We start from the raw sequence: 16,162 nt of genomic DNA, 5'->3' as shown, positions 1-16,162 counted from the left end.
ACCGCCGCCGAATGGGTACTTCTCTGGCACGAAGCAACAGCTGCGAGACGAAGGAGCGCAATGACGAGCGAGCCCCAGACCATGACCCGCGGCAGCGTCGGCGAGGAGTCCGCCCTGACCATCCGGAACCCGCGGGACGGCAGCACCGTAGGAACACTCGAAAGTGTCGGGCGAGAGCAGGTTGCGCTCGCCGTCCAGCTCGCCAGGACCGTGCATCCGGAGTGGGCCGCGACGGCACCCGCGGAGCGGGCAGCCATGGTTCGAGCCGCAGCCGGCGCACTGCGCGCGGGTGCGGGCACGTTGGCAGAGCTGAACAGCAGCGAGACCGGACGGCCGCGCGAGGAGGCCCTTGCCGGCATTGAGGCCGGAGCTTCCACCCTTGAGCAGTGTGCCGAGCTGGGGCCGCTGCATCGCGGCCACAGCCTCCGCGGGTCCGCACTCGCCTCTGACTACACGGTCACGGAGCCGCGTGGCGTGGCGGTGCTGCTTACTCCCTGGAATGACCCGGTTGCTGTTGCTGCGGGACTGCTCGGTGCAGCCCTGGTCACCGGCAACACTGTCCTGCACAAGCCCAGCGAACGTTGTCCGCACGTGGGCCAGCTGCTCGGCGAGCTCCTGTCGCCCTGTTTTCCTGCTGGTGTGCTGACCACCCTTACCGGAGGTCCCGAGGTCGGATCAATGCTCACCTCGGAGGACGGCGTTGACGTCTTCGCTCACGTTGGCTCCAGCGCCACCGGCGCCCGCATTGCGCGTGCTGCGGTGCTCACCGGCGCACATGTGCTCCGCGAGAACGGCGGCAATGATCCGCTGCTGATTGACGACGACGTGGACCCGGCCTGGGCAGCGGAGCAGGCCGCTATCGGCGCCTTCAGCAATACCGGACAGATTTGCACCGCCGTCGAACGCATCTACGTTGTGGACGCGATTGCAGACGAGTTCTGTGCCGCGCTGGTCACTGAAGCACGACGGCGCAACGAGTCCGGAACTTTCGCGCCGCTCGTTGACCGCCGCCTGCGCGATGCTGTTCACGCTCAGGTCCAGGCAGCAGTGGCTGAAGGAGCCAATCCGGCGGAGGGCGGGGTGATCCCGGACGGTCCCGGCGCCTACTACCCGGCGACTGTCCTGCTGAACTGCAGTGACCGGATGGACATCATGACGGAGGAGACCTTTGGCCCGGTGGCTCCTGTGGTGCGCGTGGGCAGCTTCGACGAGGGGCTCAAACTCGCCGCTGCGGGGAAGTACGGTCTGGCAGCGAATGTCCTGACCGCGAGCATCACCCACGCGCAGAAGGCAGTTGCTGCGTTACCAGCCGGAACGGTCAAGGTCAACGCAGTCTTCGGTGGCGCTCCGGGCGGTTCTGCACAGCCGCGCGGTGAGAGCGGCCAGGGCTTCGGCTATGGGCCGGAACTGCTCGACGAGTTCTGCAGGGTGAAGGTAGTGCACATCGAAGCGCCGGGAAAGTCCGCCGGATCATGACTACGCTGCCGGAGACCCGTGGCCTCACCGAGCGGGTGCCCATCGAGCTTGCCCGTGTGGCACCGGTCGTGACCGTGGTTGGCGACGTTATCCTGGACGGCTGGTGGACCGGGACCATTGAACGGTTTTGTCGGGAGGCTCCCGCACCCGTCGTCGACGTGCAGCGCAGGGATCACGCTCCAGGCGGCGCAGCGAACACAGCCATGAACCTTGCTGCTCTCGGCGCCAGCGTGCGTCTGGTTGGCCTGGTCGGAACCGACGACGCCGGAGCCCGCCTGCGCGCGCTGCTGGATGACGCCGGGGTGGACACCTCCGGACTGATCGCCGCGCCCGGCGTTCGCACAACCACCAAGAACCGCATCATCGGCGGCGACCAGGTGATGCTGCGCCTTGACGATCAGGACGGCGAGCCGCCCGAGGATACCGTGGCCGCGCTGGCAGCGGCGGTTCCTGCCGCACTGCACGGGAGTGCCGCCGTTGTCGTCTGTGATTATGGCACGGGAGCGCTGGGCGCGGCCGTGCGGCAAGCGCTGCGGGAGCACATTGGCGGGGCGCTCGCCGTGGTGGATGCGCATGACCCGCGGCCCTGGTCAGACTTGTCGCCGGCCATCGTTACGCCGAACGCCCAGGAGGCGGCGCGGCTGTTGGGCACCGCTTTCCCGCCCACCGCTGCGGAAGAACGGGTTGCGCTGGTGACCGAACGCCGTGAGGAGCTCTTCGCAGCGACGGGTGCGGGCGCCGTCGTCGTGACGCTGGATCGGGACGGAACGGTGCTGCTCTCTGCGGAGGGTCAGGCGCATCGGACGTGGGCTAGGCCCGCCTCGGAGAAACAGGCGTCCGGGGCCGGAGATACGTTCGTTGCCTGCCTGACGGCCGGGCGTGCCGCGGGAATGCCGATGAGCGCTGCGCTCGATCTGGCGCAGGCTGCGGCGGACGTTGTGGTGGGCCGGGCTGGAACATCGGTGTGTTCCACTGCTGATCTTGCGCAGTACCTGGGTGATCTGTCCTCGACAACCCTGCCGCTGGATGAACTGCTGCAGCGGGTGGAGTCAGAGCGGGAGCAAGGCCGGCGGATTGTACTGACGAATGGATGCTTCGACGTTCTCCACCGCGGCCATACCCGCTACCTGACGCAGGCCAAGCAGTTGGGCGACGTGCTGGTTGTGGCCCTCAACGGTGATGACTCCGTGCGTCGCCTGAAGGGACCGGACCGGCCTATCAATTCGCTCGCCGACCGGGCGGGGGTCATTGCGGCGCTCAGCTGTGTCGACTATGTAACGGCCTTTGACACCGACACCCCGGTGCCGCTCATTGAGGCGCTACGGCCGGATATCTACGCGAAGGGCGGGGACTATTCGTCCCAGATGCTGGAAGAGGCGCCTGTCGTGGAGCGCTGCGGGGGAGTGGTCCGGATTCTCGATTACGTTCCCGAGCGTTCGACGACGGCGATGGTCGAGAAGATCCGCACCACTCCCACTGCTGCACCATGAGCCGCCGCTGGTCAGGGGAGTGGGGGCGGCCGGCTCCTTCCCAAGAGCCCGCGCTGGACGTGCTGATCCCCTCCTACGGCCGCGCGGCAGAGTTGGCTGTCACGCTCTCGGGCCTGGCGGCACAGGACGGCCCCGTTTTCTCGGTCATTTTGAGTGACCAGACCGACGGGGAACCGGTGTGGGAGGAACCCGCGGTGGCCGCAATGGTGCGGGTTCTTCGCGCGCAGGGACGGCCGGTCACTCTCGAGCGGAATCTGCCTCGACGCGGAGTGGCGCAGCAGCGGCATATCCTGCTGGAGCGTTCGCGTGCGGCCCAGGTGCTGTTTCTGGATAACGACGTCTGGCTCGAACCCGGAATGATTGCCCGCATGCACGCCGCCCTGAATGAAGCCGGCTGCGGGTTCGTGGGCGCTGCGGTGCAGGGGCTGTCCTTCCTCGACGACTATCGGGAGCATGAGCTTGAACCGCTTGAGCTGTGGGAACGCGCTGTTCGCCCTGAGCGGGTTCGGCGGGATGACCCGTCTTTCGGCCGGTGGGCGCTGCACAACGCCGCCAACCTCACCCACGCTGCGGCGGAGCTTAGCCTCGCGCGGGAGGACTGGCGGCTGTACAAGGTGGCCTGGGTCGGAGGATGCGTCCTCTTCAACCGGGAAGCACTGGTGGAGTGCGGAGGGTTTGCATTCTGGGATCAGCTGCCGGCTGACCATGCAGGCGAGGATGTTGCCGCTCAGTGGCGCGTGATGGAACGGTACGGCGGCGCCGGAATCCTGCCGTCAGGAGCAGTGCATCTGGAGTCGCCCACTACCGTCCCGCACCGCGAAACGGATGCGGCCGACGTCGTGCTCGGTGTTGATGGGGTTTAGGTCAGGCATACGCCAGACCGATCGCTGCTGTGTTTGAATTGCGGGATGCTTGCCACGGGGGAAATTGTGTCGGCGCCGAAGCTCATCGAGGGTGACCGTGTTGCGGTCTTGTCGCCCTCGTTTGCGGCACCAGGCTTCGCGCCGGCCATTCATGAGCAGGCAATGAGCCGCCTGGCCGCTGCGACTGGGCTCATTCCCGTGGAGTTCCCCACGACTCGCCTGCTCGGGGCGACAGCTGAAGCTCGTGCCGCAGACATCAATGCGGCATTCGCTGATACCAGCATTCGTGCCATTCTGTCGACGATCGGTGGTGACGACCAGATCACCGTCATCCCACTGCTGGATCCAGCCGTTGTTCGTGCCGATCCGAAGATCTTCCTTGGGTACAGCGACAATACGAACCTACTCAATTGGTTGTGGCAGCAGGGCGTGTCGGGTTTCTACGGCGGGTCGACTCAGGTACACCTCGGGCCGGGACCTCATATTGACGGCATCCACCTTGCCTCTCTGACGGCTGCCCTGATGACGGGCGAAGAGCTGGAGATCGTCGAGCCCGGTGAATCTGAGGACTTCGGACTCGATTGGCAAGACCCTGCTGCCCTTGTCGAGTTCGGAGAGCGGGAGCCCACCGAAGCGTGGACATGGGCTGGACCCGAACGCATGGTGTCGGGGAGGACTTGGGGTGGTTGCCTGGAGGTCATCGACCAGCTCGCTTTGGCAGATCGCCTACCGCAAGCCGCGGATCTTCGCGGGTCAATACTGTTGCTGGAGACCAGCGAGCTGATCCCTCCCGCTGACTGGGTGAAACGATGGGTTCGGGGACTGGGGGAACGCGGCATCCTCGAAGCAGTTGAAGGGGTTCTGCTTGCACGGCCTCCCACCAGCGACTTCGGAGCCCGCCCTGAGCGGCGGGAACGCGCGGGGTTACGGGCGGCTCAGTACGACGCCGTCATCGAGCAGGTGGCTTCATACAACCCGCGCGCGGTAGTCTGCGCCGGCGTGCCCTTCGGACATACGCGACCACAGTGGATCCTGCCGTACGGCGGACGGATCACGATGAACGGAACCGCCCGCACAATAAGCGCCCTCTATAAGTAGGAGTCAGATCGATTTGGTAGGTAGGTTTTGAGGACAGGGCCGGCGTAGGCCTCTCCCCGGGCCGCTTAACCGCGATAATGCTGACCCCGGCGCTACTCGATGGCCGGCTCGCCGGCCCAGGCCTCTGCGTAGAATTGCGCAGAGGCCGCGTCGAGCAGCTCAGCGTAGGCATCAGGATTCATCGCCTGCGCTGAGTCAGCGGACACCGATGGAGCAAAGGCTGACACGCCCAGGCCTGCCTCCTGATCCTGGAGCGTAAGGCCGGCCACCTCCACAATTGTTGGGTACAGACTCAGTTGGTCCATTTCGGAGCGCACGATGGTGCTGCTGTCCGCTCCCGGGATCCAGATCCGGTTGAAGATGGTGCGGTTGTCGTTCCCGCTTAACTGGTCCTCAAAGGGGTCGCCGGTAGTCAACTGCTTGAGGTGGTCGCCCATGATCACCACGGCGGTGTCGTCAAGGTAGCCCTTCTCCTTCATGTGGTCGACGAATCCGGCCACCTGGGTCATGGAGCAGGCGAACACCGAGGTGGTCGCGTTCTCCGTGTCCACGTCGCAATAGTCATAGACGTGCAGCGGGGCGTGTGTGTCCAGCGTCAGCATTGTGAGGTTGAACGGCTGCCCGGTGTTCTCCGCCTCGGCGTGCAGCACGTCGATCTCATCCTTGGCGTAGGCCATCAGGCGTTCATCGCTCAGGCCCCAGTCGCTGCGGAAGTTGTTCTCTGGTTCACCGGCTGCGCGCCAGTCGGAAAGATCTTTGATCTCGGAGTAACCGTGACTGCTCAGGAAGACGTCCTTCGCGGCGAATGAAGCATTGGCGCCGCCCAGGAAAACGTTCTTGTATCCCTGCTCGTCCAGAAGATCGCCCAGGCAGGTAGCCCCACCCAGATAGGTGTCGACTTCACCGCCGAGACTGTTCAGCGCGCCGCTTCCCATGGCGGAACTTGTGCCCTTCAACGGGATGCCGCACTGCGTCGAAACGAGGCCGGCCATTGTCCAGCCACCACCCTTGTACTCGCGCAAACTCTCGACGCTTTGCCAGCCGTCTGAAGCCTTGGTGACCTCTTTGAGCGAAGCGAATGCGTCCTTCTCGAAGAGTTGGTCATCCGCGATGGTGCCCTCACCGGACTCAAGATAGATCAACACCAGGTTTCGCTTGAGCGCATCGCCGGTGACCGTCGGCTCCACATAGTAGTTGCCGATGTCATACGACGAATTCGCCGCCTTGATGTAATCCCACAGGCTGACCGTGCTGGCGAAGGACGTGGTGCCCGCGACAACCAGCCCGGCCACCAGAACGCCGGAGACAGTGTTCATGATCCACTGCGATCGCGGCGGAATGACCGCCGTTTTGTTCCGCCGCCTACGATGCCGGGCGTAGCGCCACAGTGCGATCCCGGCGGTGATGAGCAGCGGAACTACACCGATACCCAGGACGGCGATCCAGATGATGGGGCCGCCACCGCCGTCGGTTTCCACGGAGACGAGGTTCAGCAGCATCTGACCAACGGAGATTTCGCCCCAGTGGGAACGAATGATGGCAGCAGCGATGAGCAGTGCGAGGCCCGCCCAGATCAGCGCGTAGATGCACGTGCGGCCAAGAAAAGCGCCAGCCCGCCGGGTTACTGAAAGAATTGAGCCGAGCACGGCAACCCCTCGCGTTTCGCAGCTCGGATGTCCGCTGAACACCCTCGATCGTGGTCCGGTTCACGGGTGCCCAGTCGTATATCCATTGTTCATAAGGATTTCATGCGCGAGCCACGAAGGAAAACGGCATCGGACACCCGCCCGTTCCGGTGCTGCGTCACCATGACAAACAAGTCACCATGACAAACAATCAGCACGGGTCCGTCCCCGGGGCGGTGACCGGGACATCAGAATATACTCGGAGCATGTCTTCACAGCGCCTCGACCGAGGCCTCCACGGTCAGCCGTCCGCGTTCGAGAATCACAGGGGCACTCTGTGAGCGGCGGTCTGGTAGCCCTGCTGGATGACGTCGCAGCCATTGCCCGCATAGCGGCCGCCTCGGTGGATGACGTTGCAGCCGGAGCCGCAAGAGCCGGCGTAAAGGCGGCCGGCGTTGTGATTGACGATGCTGCAGTCACCCCGCAGTACGTTTCCGGGGCTGATCCGTCCCGCGAACTGCCAATGATCAAGCGCATTTTTTGGGGCTCGCTACGCAACAAGCTGTTGATCATTTTGCCGGCGTTGCTCCTCGTCAGTGCCTTCGTCCCGGGCATCATCCCCTACATCCTGATGCTGGGCGGCACCTACCTCTGCTTTGAGGGCGCCGAGAAGGTTTGGCACAAGCTCCGCGGCCAACACGATGCGAAGAAGTCGCCAGCGGTGGAGCGAGGCCCCGAGGCAGAAGCCAAGGTCATCAAGGGTGCGATCACCACCGACTTCATCCTGTCCTGCGAAATCATGGTCATCTCGATGAACGAGGTGGCCGCCGAGTCCATCTGGTCCCGTGCGCTCATCCTGGTTGTCGTGGCTATCGCGATCACCGTGCTCGTTTACGGAGCCGTTGGTCTGATCGTCAAGATGGACGACATCGGGCTGCACCTGACAACCAAAGACTCTGCAGGCTCCAAGCGGTTCGGTGAGCTGCTCGTCAAGGGAATGCCCGCGGTGCTGGCCGCGATTACCTTCATCGGCACCATCGCCATGCTCTGGGTAGGTGGCCACATCATGGTGCAGGGCGTCCATGACCTTGGATGGCACCCGCCGTACGACCTCATCCACTCCCTGGAAGAACCGTTTGCGGGTATTGCAGTGGTGGGTGGACTGCTGGCCTGGCTCGTGAACACGTTGTTGTCGGCAATCGTCGGACTTGCCTGGGGCCTCGCCGTCATGGCCATCGTGCACCCGCTGCTGAAGGCATTGCCGTTCGGCAAGGGCAAAGGCGGGCACGAGGAGGGCGACGTACGCGCAGCAGTCTCGGGCTATCGGCCGAAGAAACACAACGCCGATTCCGCTCAGGCAACTTCCGCTCAGGCAACAGAGACGCCGAACACCAACCCCAGAACGTAGGTCGCTGCGGCCGCTCCCAGCCCGATGGCGAGCTGACGCAGTGCCCGCCTGAGCGGAGAGGCGCCGGAAAGCAAACCGACGACGGCGCCTGTCGCCAATAGCGCCAGCCCCACCAGGGCGCAGGCAACAATCACAGCCGTGATTCCGGTGAGCCCGAAAATGTACGGAAGAACGGGGATCACTGCCCCGGAGGCAAAGAAGCAGAAACTCGCGGCCGCCGCTCCCATCGCTGTCCCCACGCTCTCGTGGTCGTCCTGCCGTTCCTGACGCTCGGGCTGGAGCGAGAAACTCGGATCGCAGTCACAGCTGAACTGCCCCAGGCGTTCGGCTGCACGATGTTCTGCTGCCTCAGGGGACATGCCGCGTGCGCGGTAGACCAGCACGAGTTCGTTGGCGTCGATATCGAGCTCTTTGGCTGCCGTCAGGGTGACCTGCGTGGGACGTGACGCTGTCAGAAGCTCCCGCTGCGACCGCACCGACACGTATTCGCCGGCGCCCATGGACAGCGCGCCGGCGAGCAGGCCCGCGAGACCGCTGAACAGCACGAACGCGCTCGAGACTCCTGTTGCGCCGATACCCATGACAAGAGCCAGGTTGCTCACCAGGCCGTCATTCGCACCGAAGACCGCGGCACGGAAGTTGCCGGAAAGCCGATTGCGTCCACGCGTTGCGAGGCCCCGCACAACCTCCTCGTGGATCTGCTCGTCCGCAGCCATTGCGCTGGTCGCGGAAGGGTCCGCAGCGTAGGGGGAGCGGCCCTCGGCACGCTGGGCCAGGGCCAGCACAAACACGGAGCCGAAGCGCCGGGCAAGGAAGCCGAGAATCCGGTTCCGCAGCGACGGACGCAACGGTTTGCCGGCGTCGTTCCCCAGCAGGGTGAGCCAGTGCTGTTCGTGTCGTCCCTCAGCCTGGGCGAGAGCGAGGAGGATTTCCTTCTCCTCGCCGCCGCGCTTGCGGGCAAGGTAGCGGTAGGTTGCAGCCTCTGCCCGTTCGTCGGCGAGATACTGCCGCCAACGTTTGATCTCGGCGGGTGTTCGGGTTACCTCGGGGCTCACAGCCGGCTCCTGATTTTCTCCGGCCAGGGCTGTTGAGGAGCTCCGGCCATTAACGAATGCATGGCCGAAGGTCTCGTTCGCCGCTGATGCGGTGGACTGCCGGGCATCATCGCTGATCACCAGTATGTCGACAGGCCGCGGAGCGCATTGCACTCCGGAACTACTCCCCTTCGCAAACATCCATGGTACCCGCAACGGGTCCTGAAGCCGGCACTGGTTAGGATGAGGCGGTGGATACCGCAATGAACGACGACGACGGCGCTCGGCGCGGTCTCGCCCGCCGCCTCCTGCGCGGAGGTGCCGAGCCGGACCCGAGGTTTACGCTTGCGAACGAACGTACGTTCCTTGCGTGGATCCGCACCTCACTGGCGCTGATGGCCGGCGGGATCGCCGTGGAGGCGTTCACCACCGCGATCTTCGAGCCGCAGCTGCGGACCGCCCTGGCCGTCCTGCTGCTCCTGCTTGCGATGATCATCTCTTCGCTGGCGTGTTTTCGCTGGCTCAATGTTGAGCGTGCGATGCGGCACGGCACGCCTTTGCCGCTTCCTTTCCTGGCGCCGCTGCTGGCGTTGGGAGGGTCGGTAGTTGCCGCCGTCGTCGTTGTTTTCGTGCTGATGCGGAGCAGTTGAAGTGATTTCGCTGGTCCGGGACTCCGGCCTTCAGCCGGAGCGGACATCACTGGCCTGGGGTAGGACAATGACGGCGCTGGTCGGCTCCAGTCTCCTGTTCCTGCGGTGGGTGCCAACCTACGGCTGGTTCGCTGGAACGCTTGTGGCTGCGGCACTGGCGGCGGCGCTCGGCATTTATGTGAGCCAGCGCCGCAGGTATGCGCGGAGCGTCGCAGGGATTTCGCGGGGACGGGTGGACGCGGATGTTGTGGCGGTGATGTCTACCTCGCTGGCGGTGTTCGCGGTAGGCGCGCTCGGAATCTACACCGTGCTGTTCCTGCCGCTGTAACAGGCTGCACGTAGGGTAGTAGCGAACCCGCCTGATTTCAGCATGCCCTCTCATACCAGGAAGAAGCGCCGTGGAGTACAGACGCGACACCAATGCAGCACGCAACCAGCCGAACCCATGGAGGGACGGCCTCGGAAGGGTGAGCCTCCGCAGTGCGCAGCTGCTCCTGCTCCTGACGTTGCTGGTGGTATCGATCTACGGTCTGATCCAGGTGCGGCTCGTGGTCATTCCGCTGCTGCTCGCGCTGATCCTCGCCGCAGCCATCAGCCCTCTGGTCAACATGCTGCGACGCCGCGGCTGGCCGAGCGCGCTGGCAACTGCCACCTCCTTCCTGCTGCTGCTGGTGGTGCTCGGCGGTGTGATCACCGGGATCGTGTTCGCGGTACGCAGCCAGCTCGACGAGCTGATCCAGCAGGCCAACGAGGGTTTCCAGCAGGTCTACGACTTCATTCAGACCGGTCCCATCCCGATTGACCAGGAGCAAATCGAAAGCGCCCGGCAATCGCTGATCGACTTCGCCACGAGCTCGACCGTGGGTAGTACTGCGCTGACCGGGCTCAGCGCAGCCGGCAGCTTTCTCACGGGAGCGCTCCTCATGCTGGTGATCCTGTTCTTCTTCCTGAAGGACGGGGACAAGATCTGGGCCTTCATGCTGCGGCCTTTCCGCGGGGAACGGTTGCACCGTGCGCAGCGCGTTGGGCACAGGAGCCTGGACGTGCTGGGCGGCTACGTTCGGGGAACGGCCATTATCGCCACCGTGGACTCGGTGTTCATCGGCATCGCCCTGCTGATTCTGGGTGTGCCGCTGGCCATCCCGCTGGCCGTGATCGTGTTCATCGGCTCATTCGTTCCACTCGTCGGCGCAACCGTTGCGGGAGTCCTCGCCGCGCTGGTTGCACTGGTGGCCAACGGGCCGTTCGTTGCGCTGATGGTGATTCTCGCCGTCGTCGTTGTGAACCAGCTGGAAGGCAACTTCCTGCAGCCGGTTGTCATGGGGCGCTCGCTGAACATCCACGCACTCGTGATCCTGCTGGCGTTGACCGCGGGGACCATCCTGGCCGGCATCGTCGGCGCGATTCTTGCCGTACCGGTGGCCGCAGTTACGTGGGCGGCGATCAAGGCATGGAACGAGGAGGATGAGCCGGAGCCGGCTGCTGTGCCTGCGAAATCCGATCCGGACGGCGCGGGGGCGGTGCCTGCGCAGGAACCGTAAACACAGAAACTGCCCGCGGGTGCAGGGCCGCCGGTTCGAAACGGCAGCCCTGCACCTGCGGGCAGTTTTTGTACTGGGGAGCGGACAGCGTCTGTATGCTCGTAAACCAGCAGCCCCGGAAGGAACCACAGTGAAGGCTCTCCCAGTAGAACCGAGCAACGCGCCGGTCGCGATTGGTTCGCGGATCAGGTCAGCGCGGCAGGCCCAGCGCATGACGATCGAACAGGTGGCAGACTCCACCGGGCTGACCAAAGGCTTCCTCAGCAGGGTGGAGCGGGACCTGACGTCGCCGTCGGTCGCTTCTCTCGTGACGCTGTGCCAGGTTTTGTCCATCTCCATCGGGGACCTCTTCACCGTCCCGGAAACGCATCTCACCCGGCTGAGTGAAGCACCGAAGATCAGTCTCGGTGGTGAAGGCATCAACGAGCGGCTCATGACAGCGCGTTCGGAGCAGCGCCTTCAGATGATTCGGGCTGTTGTTGCACCCAATGGCAAAGGCGAGTCGGATTTGTACTCGGTGGACTGCGAAGTGGAGACCCTGCATATTGTGGCCGGTCGGTTCGAACTGATTTTCTCCAACGACCGGTACGCGATGGAAGCGGGTGACACCATCACCTTCCCGGGGCGGGAACCGCACACCTGGGTGAACCCCTCTGACGAGGAAGCGGTGGTGCTATGGACCCTGGTCCCAGCGGCGTCAAGAAGCTGATTTTTCCTGTCCCAATTGTTACCGGGATACCAAGCGAGCTTATGGAATACTGATCGAACGACGCCGGTCTATACAGGATCGGCGACTGTTGTGGTCACTCATCGCGGCAGGCCGGCTCGTACCGGTTGTTCGCCTCGATGCCTCGACGACGCCGCGCCGGTGCCCGGCGCGCTAGCTTGTGAAGGGACTGGAGCGATGAAAACTTCTCGGACAGCAGGGTTTGCGGTGGTTGCGGCTGTTGCGTTGACCGCCACGGCATGTGGCGGCGGAGGCGGCGGGACTGCCGATGGCGGCGAGGCCGCAGATTACGGGGCAGAACTCTCCGGCACCATGACGACGGGCGGCTTCACTCTGGGGGATGAGGTGGCAACGTCCCGTGCGGACCTTGCTACCGCCGCCCTGGAGGAGGACGGCGTGACCGTCGAGATCAACGAGAGCAACTTCGATCCCCAACGGTTTGCTGCGCAGGCCGCGAGCGGAACACTGCCGGACCTTGTGGTGATGGACCGCCAGTACGTGGCAACCTATGCGGCCAAGGGGCTGATCGAGCCGGTTGATGAATGCTTCACTACGCATGATGTCAACGCTGAGGAGCACTACTACCCTGCGGTGCTGCAGGACGTTACCTATGACGGGAAGGTGTATGGCATTCCCCAGTTCTGGCAGCCCTGGTCAATCATCACCAACACCCGCGTCATGGACGAGGCCGGTGTCACGGCTGAGGACCTCGACACCTCGAATCCTGATGCCGTTCTCGCCGCTGCAGAGAAAATGTACGAGTCCGATGGTGAAAACCCCACCCGTCTTGGCTTCGATCCTCAAATGCCGTCACAGGCTCCGATCTGGTTCGCCGCGTTCGGTGGGCAGATCATGGACGAGACAGGTAAACCCACCCTCGACGACCCCGCGAATATCGAAGCGCTCACCTGGCTGAAGGAGATCTACGACGCCCAGGGTGGTTATGAGACCGCCTACAGCTTCGGCCAGACCTGGGACTTCTTCGGCGAGAACAACCAGTTCGTTGCTGACCAGGTTGGCGCAGGACTGTACGCCCAGTGGTACCCCAACGTCCTCGCTGATTATGCGGACAAGCTCGAGATTTCCGGTGTTCCGCTGCGGAACCAGGACGGTGAGGCCATCGCCGTTGCCGGCGGGCAGTCCTACGTGATCCCGACGGGTGCCAAGAACAAGGCGGCAGCCTGTAAGTGGGCCGTCACCAACACCTCCGATGAAGCCTGGATGGCAGCAGCCGAGGCGCGCGTTTCGGGTATGGAGGAGGGCGGGATCTTCACCGGAATCTTCACCGGTTCGCAGACCGCAGACCAGCTGATCAAGGAAGAGTACCTGGAGCCGACCGGTAACGAGGGTTTCGACCAGCTGATCGACTCCTATTACCAGGCGCTCGAGAACGGTGTTCCGCTCGGTTCATCGCCGGCTGGCCTTGAGATTCAGACCGAACTGCAGAACGCCATGGCTCCCGCGATGTCCGGTGACAAGACCATTGAGGAAGCACTGGGCGATGCGCAGGCCGCCGCAATGCTGGTATACGAACAGGCGACCGCCGGCGCACAGTAGGCGCCGCCGTCGTTGTTAAGACGTAAAGAGGGGAGCCGGCCGCAAGGCTGGCTCCCCTCTCTTTGCGTTGCGCCCCGGTGGTGGGTCAGCCCTTGCGGCCCTGTCCCGCCAGGCCCTCGATGAAGTACCGCTGACCGAAAGCGAACAGGATCAGCATGGGCAGCGTTACCAGCAGGGCCGCTGTCATCACGTACTGGTAGTCGGCCTCACCGCCGGAGGTCGGGCTGAACAGCGACATCGCGTAGGAAATGCCGAGCGGCACCGTGTACTGGTCCGGGCTGCCGAAGTTCAGGTAGATCAGCGGCGCCTGCAGGTTGTTCCAGCTCGCCTGGAACTCAAAGATGAACACGATGATGAAGGACGGGATGGACAGCGGCATGGCGATCCGCCGGAACAATCCGAAGTAGCTGCACCCGTCGATGCGGGCGGCTTCGAAGATATCCCGGGGCAGGCCAAGGAAGAACTGGCGCTGCAGAAAGATGTAAAACGCTGAGCCGAAGAGATTGGCTCCCCACAGCGGCACCGTTGTGCCGAGGAAGCCGAGTTCCTTCCAGATCAGGTAGACCGGGATCATGGTCACTGCTCCGGGCAGCATCATGGTTCCAAGCACGAGGCCGAACAGCAGGTTGCGGAACGGGAAACGGAAGTAGGCAAAGCCGAAGGCCACCAGAGAGCTCGAGAAGGTCACCAGCCCGGCTGCCAGCAGGGCGATGATCAGGCTGTTGGAGATCCAGGCGAGGAGCGGCAGCTGGTCCCACACCTCAACGTAGTTGGTGAAGACCCAGGTTTCCGGGATGAGCCTGTTGTCGAAGACGTCCTGGCGTGGCTTGAACGTTGCCGCCAGCAGCCACGCGAACGGGTACAGGAACAGCACGGAAAATCCCAGGAGAAGCGCCCAGAGGACGACCCGGCCAATGATGCTGCGCGGCTTGTACCAGGGGAAGCGCTGCGTGGGGGTTGCGGCGGACTTGTCCCGCGGATCCGACTCAGCGGCAGCCTGCGGTTGCGACTTGAGAACTGACGCCATGGTTACCGGCCCCCCTCGTAGTAGACGAACTTGTTTCCGAAGCGGACCTGGAAGACCGTGATCAGGAGGATGATGACGAACAGCAGCCAGGCGATGGCCGCAGCGAAACCCATGTTGAACTGCTGGAAAGCCTGCTGGAACAGGTAGACACCGACAAAGAGTGCGGCGTCGGGTGCTGCGCTTGTCGTGTCCCTGTAGAAGAGCAGGAACGCCTGGTCGAAGACCTGGAGCGCGGCGATGGTCAGCACGATGGTGCAGAAAAACAGGGCGTTGGAGATCATCGGCAGGGTGACGGAGAAGAACTGCCGGATGGCCCCTGCGCCGTCGAGGGACGCTGCCTCGTACAGGTCCTGCGGGACATTCTTCAGCGCCGCAAGGAGGATCAGCATGGTGCCGCTGACGCTCCACAGGCCAATGATGATGATGGACGGCTTCATCCAGTCGGGGTCAATCAGCCACTGCGGACCGTCGATTCCGAAGATGCCCAGGAAGCCGTTGATCGCTCCGGAGTTCCCGTTGAGGAGCAGGAGGAAGATGGACGCGGCAGCGACAGATGGCGTCATCTTCGGCAGGTAGTAGATGATGCGGAAGACGCCGGCCCCCCGTTCGGGAATGCGGTGCAGCAGATAGGCCAGGAGTAGGGCGAAGCAGATCTCGAGCGGCACTGACAGTACGGCGTAATACAGCGTGTTGCCCAGGGACGTCATCACCTTGGGATCTTTGAACAGCAGTTCGTAGTTGCTGAAGCCCACAGGCGTGGCGGTGTCGGTGGAGAGGTCGTAATTCGTGAAGGAGATGACGAGGCTGTACACCATGGCTCCGAGCGTGAACACGAGGAACCCAACCACCCAGGGAAGGATGAACAGATACCCTGCCCTCGCCTCCCTGTTGAAGGGTTCCTTGATCCAGCGGGGACGCCGAAGCCGTCGCTTCCGGGGGGAGTCAACCGCTGTGGCCATGCTGCACCTCCTTGCTGTCGGCAGAGTCGCTTCTCAACAGAGTAAGCCATAAGCAAGCTTTGTTTACGGCGCAAATCTTCCCATTCGAGAAGCGATGGGCTATACGTGCCGGAGGCGGTCCGATAGCGTGAGCCGTCCCTCTCAAGGTCAGGAGCTGTCAATGGACTGGACACTGGAAGTCATTGTGGTGCCGGTGAGTGACATCGCGCGCTCGATCGGGTTTTACCGCGACAAACTTGGATTCGTGCAGGATTTCGAGACCGACTCCGGCGGCGTGCATTTCACCCAGTTCACCCCGCCCGGTTCCGGTTGTTCCATCGTGTTCGGCAACGGGCCGGGCATGAGCGCTATGCAGCCCGGCAGCCTGAAGGGCCTTCAACTGGTCGTCTCCGACGTCAAAGCAGCGCGCGAGGAGCTGATTGGTCGCGGTGCCGAGGTCGGCGACGTCACCGTCTTTGACGAGCGCGACGGCGGCACTTTCTTTGGATTTGATGACCCGGACGGCAATTCCTGGGCTGTGCAGCAGATCAAGGCACGCGCCGACAAGCCGCTGATTCCGCGTTCCTGACTGTTTCCGCTCTCCTTCATGCCGACCGGCATGAACTGACCCGCGACCTTGACTGAGACGCGTACCACAATTAGCCTTACGAGAAACAGTTGATGCCTATAGGGCAACTGCGTCCGGAGTACGAGCGGACGTCACGGGG

15 protein-coding genes are annotated in these 16,162 nt (G+C 63.6%); 11 read left to right on the top strand and 4 right to left on the bottom strand.

Features of this window, described 5'->3' with window-relative positions; all coding sequences use genetic code 11:
* The first annotated feature begins 60 nt into the window (after positions 1-60).
* The 4 genes from ABFX19_RS14210 to ABFX19_RS14195 are packed head-to-tail and all read left to right on the top strand — an operon-like array spanning position 61 to position 4,927.
* A complete protein-coding gene (locus ABFX19_RS14210; protein ID WP_346028673.1) occupies positions 61-1,476 on the top strand; it encodes an aldehyde dehydrogenase family protein in 1,416 nt (471 codons plus the stop codon).
* The gene (gene rfaE2, locus ABFX19_RS14205; protein ID WP_277357074.1) at positions 1,473-2,966 is read left to right on the top strand and encodes a D-glycero-beta-D-manno-heptose 1-phosphate adenylyltransferase; all 1,494 of its coding nucleotides are present in this window, start codon (positions 1,473-1,475) and stop codon (positions 2,964-2,966) included. The genes ABFX19_RS14210 and rfaE2 overlap by 4 nt, the downstream gene beginning before the upstream one ends.
* Positions 2,963-3,829, top strand: a complete 867-nt coding sequence (locus ABFX19_RS14200) for a glycosyltransferase family A protein (protein ID WP_346028672.1) — start codon at positions 2,963-2,965, stop codon at positions 3,827-3,829. The genes rfaE2 and ABFX19_RS14200 overlap by 4 nt, the downstream gene beginning before the upstream one ends.
* Positions 3,830-3,874: 45 nt before the next feature.
* A complete protein-coding gene (locus tag ABFX19_RS14195) occupies positions 3,875-4,927 on the top strand; it encodes a S66 family peptidase (protein WP_346028671.1) in 1,053 nt (350 codons plus the stop codon).
* A 92-nt stretch (positions 4,928-5,019) separates the two neighbouring features.
* Here ABFX19_RS14195 and ABFX19_RS14190 read toward each other — a convergent pair whose 3' ends face one another.
* Positions 5,020-6,573, bottom strand: coding sequence for an LTA synthase family protein (locus ABFX19_RS14190; protein ID WP_346028670.1), 1,554 nt, complete (start codon positions 6,571-6,573; stop codon positions 5,020-5,022).
* 316 nt (positions 6,574-6,889) lie between these two features.
* On the opposite strand from ABFX19_RS14190, the gene ABFX19_RS14185 reads away from it, so the two are divergent.
* The gene (locus ABFX19_RS14185; RefSeq protein ID WP_346028669.1) at positions 6,890-7,960 is read left to right on the top strand and encodes a DUF808 domain-containing protein; all 1,071 of its coding nucleotides are present in this window, start codon (positions 6,890-6,892) and stop codon (positions 7,958-7,960) included.
* Here ABFX19_RS14185 and ABFX19_RS14180 read toward each other — a convergent pair.
* Positions 7,921-9,015: a VIT1/CCC1 transporter family protein gene (locus tag ABFX19_RS14180; protein ID WP_277357070.1), complete on the bottom strand. Its 1,095-nt coding sequence runs from the start codon at positions 9,013-9,015 to the stop codon at positions 7,921-7,923. The two genes, ABFX19_RS14185 and ABFX19_RS14180, sit on opposite strands and share 40 nt — an antisense overlap.
* A gap of 242 nt (positions 9,016-9,257) precedes the next feature.
* Between ABFX19_RS14180 and ABFX19_RS14175 the strand changes: the two genes are divergently transcribed.
* The 5 genes from ABFX19_RS14175 to ABFX19_RS14155 all read left to right on the top strand — a co-directional run bounded on the left by ABFX19_RS14175 (position 9,258) and on the right by ABFX19_RS14155 (position 13,469).
* Positions 9,258-9,644, top strand: a complete 387-nt coding sequence (locus ABFX19_RS14175; RefSeq protein ID WP_277357085.1) for a YidH family protein — start codon at positions 9,258-9,260, stop codon at positions 9,642-9,644.
* Between the two features lies 1 nt (position 9,645).
* The gene (locus tag ABFX19_RS14170) at positions 9,646-9,972 is read left to right on the top strand and encodes a DUF202 domain-containing protein (RefSeq protein ID WP_346028668.1); all 327 of its coding nucleotides are present in this window, start codon (positions 9,646-9,648) and stop codon (positions 9,970-9,972) included.
* Between the two features lie 70 nt (positions 9,973-10,042).
* Complete coding sequence (locus tag ABFX19_RS14165) at positions 10,043-11,185, top strand: AI-2E family transporter (RefSeq protein WP_277357068.1); 1,143 nt, start codon at positions 10,043-10,045, stop codon at positions 11,183-11,185.
* A gap of 130 nt (positions 11,186-11,315) precedes the next feature.
* Positions 11,316-11,894 (top strand): helix-turn-helix domain-containing protein, encoded by a 579-nt coding sequence (locus ABFX19_RS14160; protein ID WP_056550151.1) that lies wholly within the window; start codon positions 11,316-11,318, stop codon positions 11,892-11,894.
* A gap of 195 nt (positions 11,895-12,089) precedes the next feature.
* Positions 12,090-13,469, top strand: a complete 1,380-nt coding sequence (locus ABFX19_RS14155) for an extracellular solute-binding protein (protein ID WP_277357067.1) — start codon at positions 12,090-12,092, stop codon at positions 13,467-13,469.
* Positions 13,470-13,554: 85 nt separating this feature from the next.
* On the opposite strand, the gene ABFX19_RS14150 is transcribed toward ABFX19_RS14155, so the two are convergent.
* Both ABFX19_RS14150 and ABFX19_RS14145 read right to left on the bottom strand, forming a co-directional pair.
* On the bottom strand, positions 13,555-14,496 hold the full coding sequence (locus tag ABFX19_RS14150; protein WP_056550156.1) for a carbohydrate ABC transporter permease: 942 nt from the start codon (positions 14,494-14,496) through the stop codon (positions 13,555-13,557).
* Between the two features lie 2 nt (positions 14,497-14,498).
* Positions 14,499-15,455: a carbohydrate ABC transporter permease gene (locus tag ABFX19_RS14145; RefSeq protein ID WP_277357066.1), complete on the bottom strand. Its 957-nt coding sequence runs from the start codon at positions 15,453-15,455 to the stop codon at positions 14,499-14,501.
* Positions 15,456-15,615: 160 nt separating this feature from the next.
* Between ABFX19_RS14145 and ABFX19_RS14140 the strand changes: the two genes are divergently transcribed.
* The gene (locus tag ABFX19_RS14140; protein ID WP_277357065.1) at positions 15,616-16,023 is read left to right on the top strand and encodes a VOC family protein; all 408 of its coding nucleotides are present in this window, start codon (positions 15,616-15,618) and stop codon (positions 16,021-16,023) included.
* The last annotated feature ends 139 nt before the right edge of the window (positions 16,024-16,162 follow it).

The organism is Arthrobacter parietis (assembly GCF_039530425.1).
Lineage (GTDB): Bacteria > Actinomycetota > Actinomycetes > Actinomycetales > Micrococcaceae > Arthrobacter_D > Arthrobacter_D parietis.
This window is presented reverse-complemented; position numbering and strand designations above follow the sequence as displayed.

Bases quoted from the DNA above. Each gene is read 5' to 3' on its own strand.
- ABFX19_RS14200 (WP_346028672.1), top strand. From the start codon at position 2,963: ATGAGCCGCCGCTGGTCAGGGGAGTGGGGGCGGCCGGCTCCTTCCCAA.
- ABFX19_RS14140 (WP_277357065.1), top strand. From the start codon at position 15,616: ATGGACTGGACACTGGAAGTCATTGTGGTGCCGGTGAGTGACATCGCG.
- ABFX19_RS14145 (WP_277357066.1), bottom strand. From the start codon at position 15,455: ATGGCCACAGCGGTTGACTCCCCCCGGAAGCGACGGCTTCGGCGTCCC.
- ABFX19_RS14155 (WP_277357067.1), top strand. From the start codon at position 12,090: ATGAAAACTTCTCGGACAGCAGGGTTTGCGGTGGTTGCGGCTGTTGCG.
- ABFX19_RS14195 (WP_346028671.1), top strand. From the start codon at position 3,875: ATGCTTGCCACGGGGGAAATTGTGTCGGCGCCGAAGCTCATCGAGGGT.
- ABFX19_RS14175 (WP_277357085.1), top strand. From the start codon at position 9,258: ATGAACGACGACGACGGCGCTCGGCGCGGTCTCGCCCGCCGCCTCCTG.
- ABFX19_RS14210 (WP_346028673.1), top strand. From the start codon at position 61: ATGACGAGCGAGCCCCAGACCATGACCCGCGGCAGCGTCGGCGAGGAG.
- ABFX19_RS14150 (WP_056550156.1), bottom strand. From the start codon at position 14,496: ATGGCGTCAGTTCTCAAGTCGCAACCGCAGGCTGCCGCTGAGTCGGAT.
- rfaE2 (WP_277357074.1), top strand. From the start codon at position 1,473: ATGACTACGCTGCCGGAGACCCGTGGCCTCACCGAGCGGGTGCCCATC.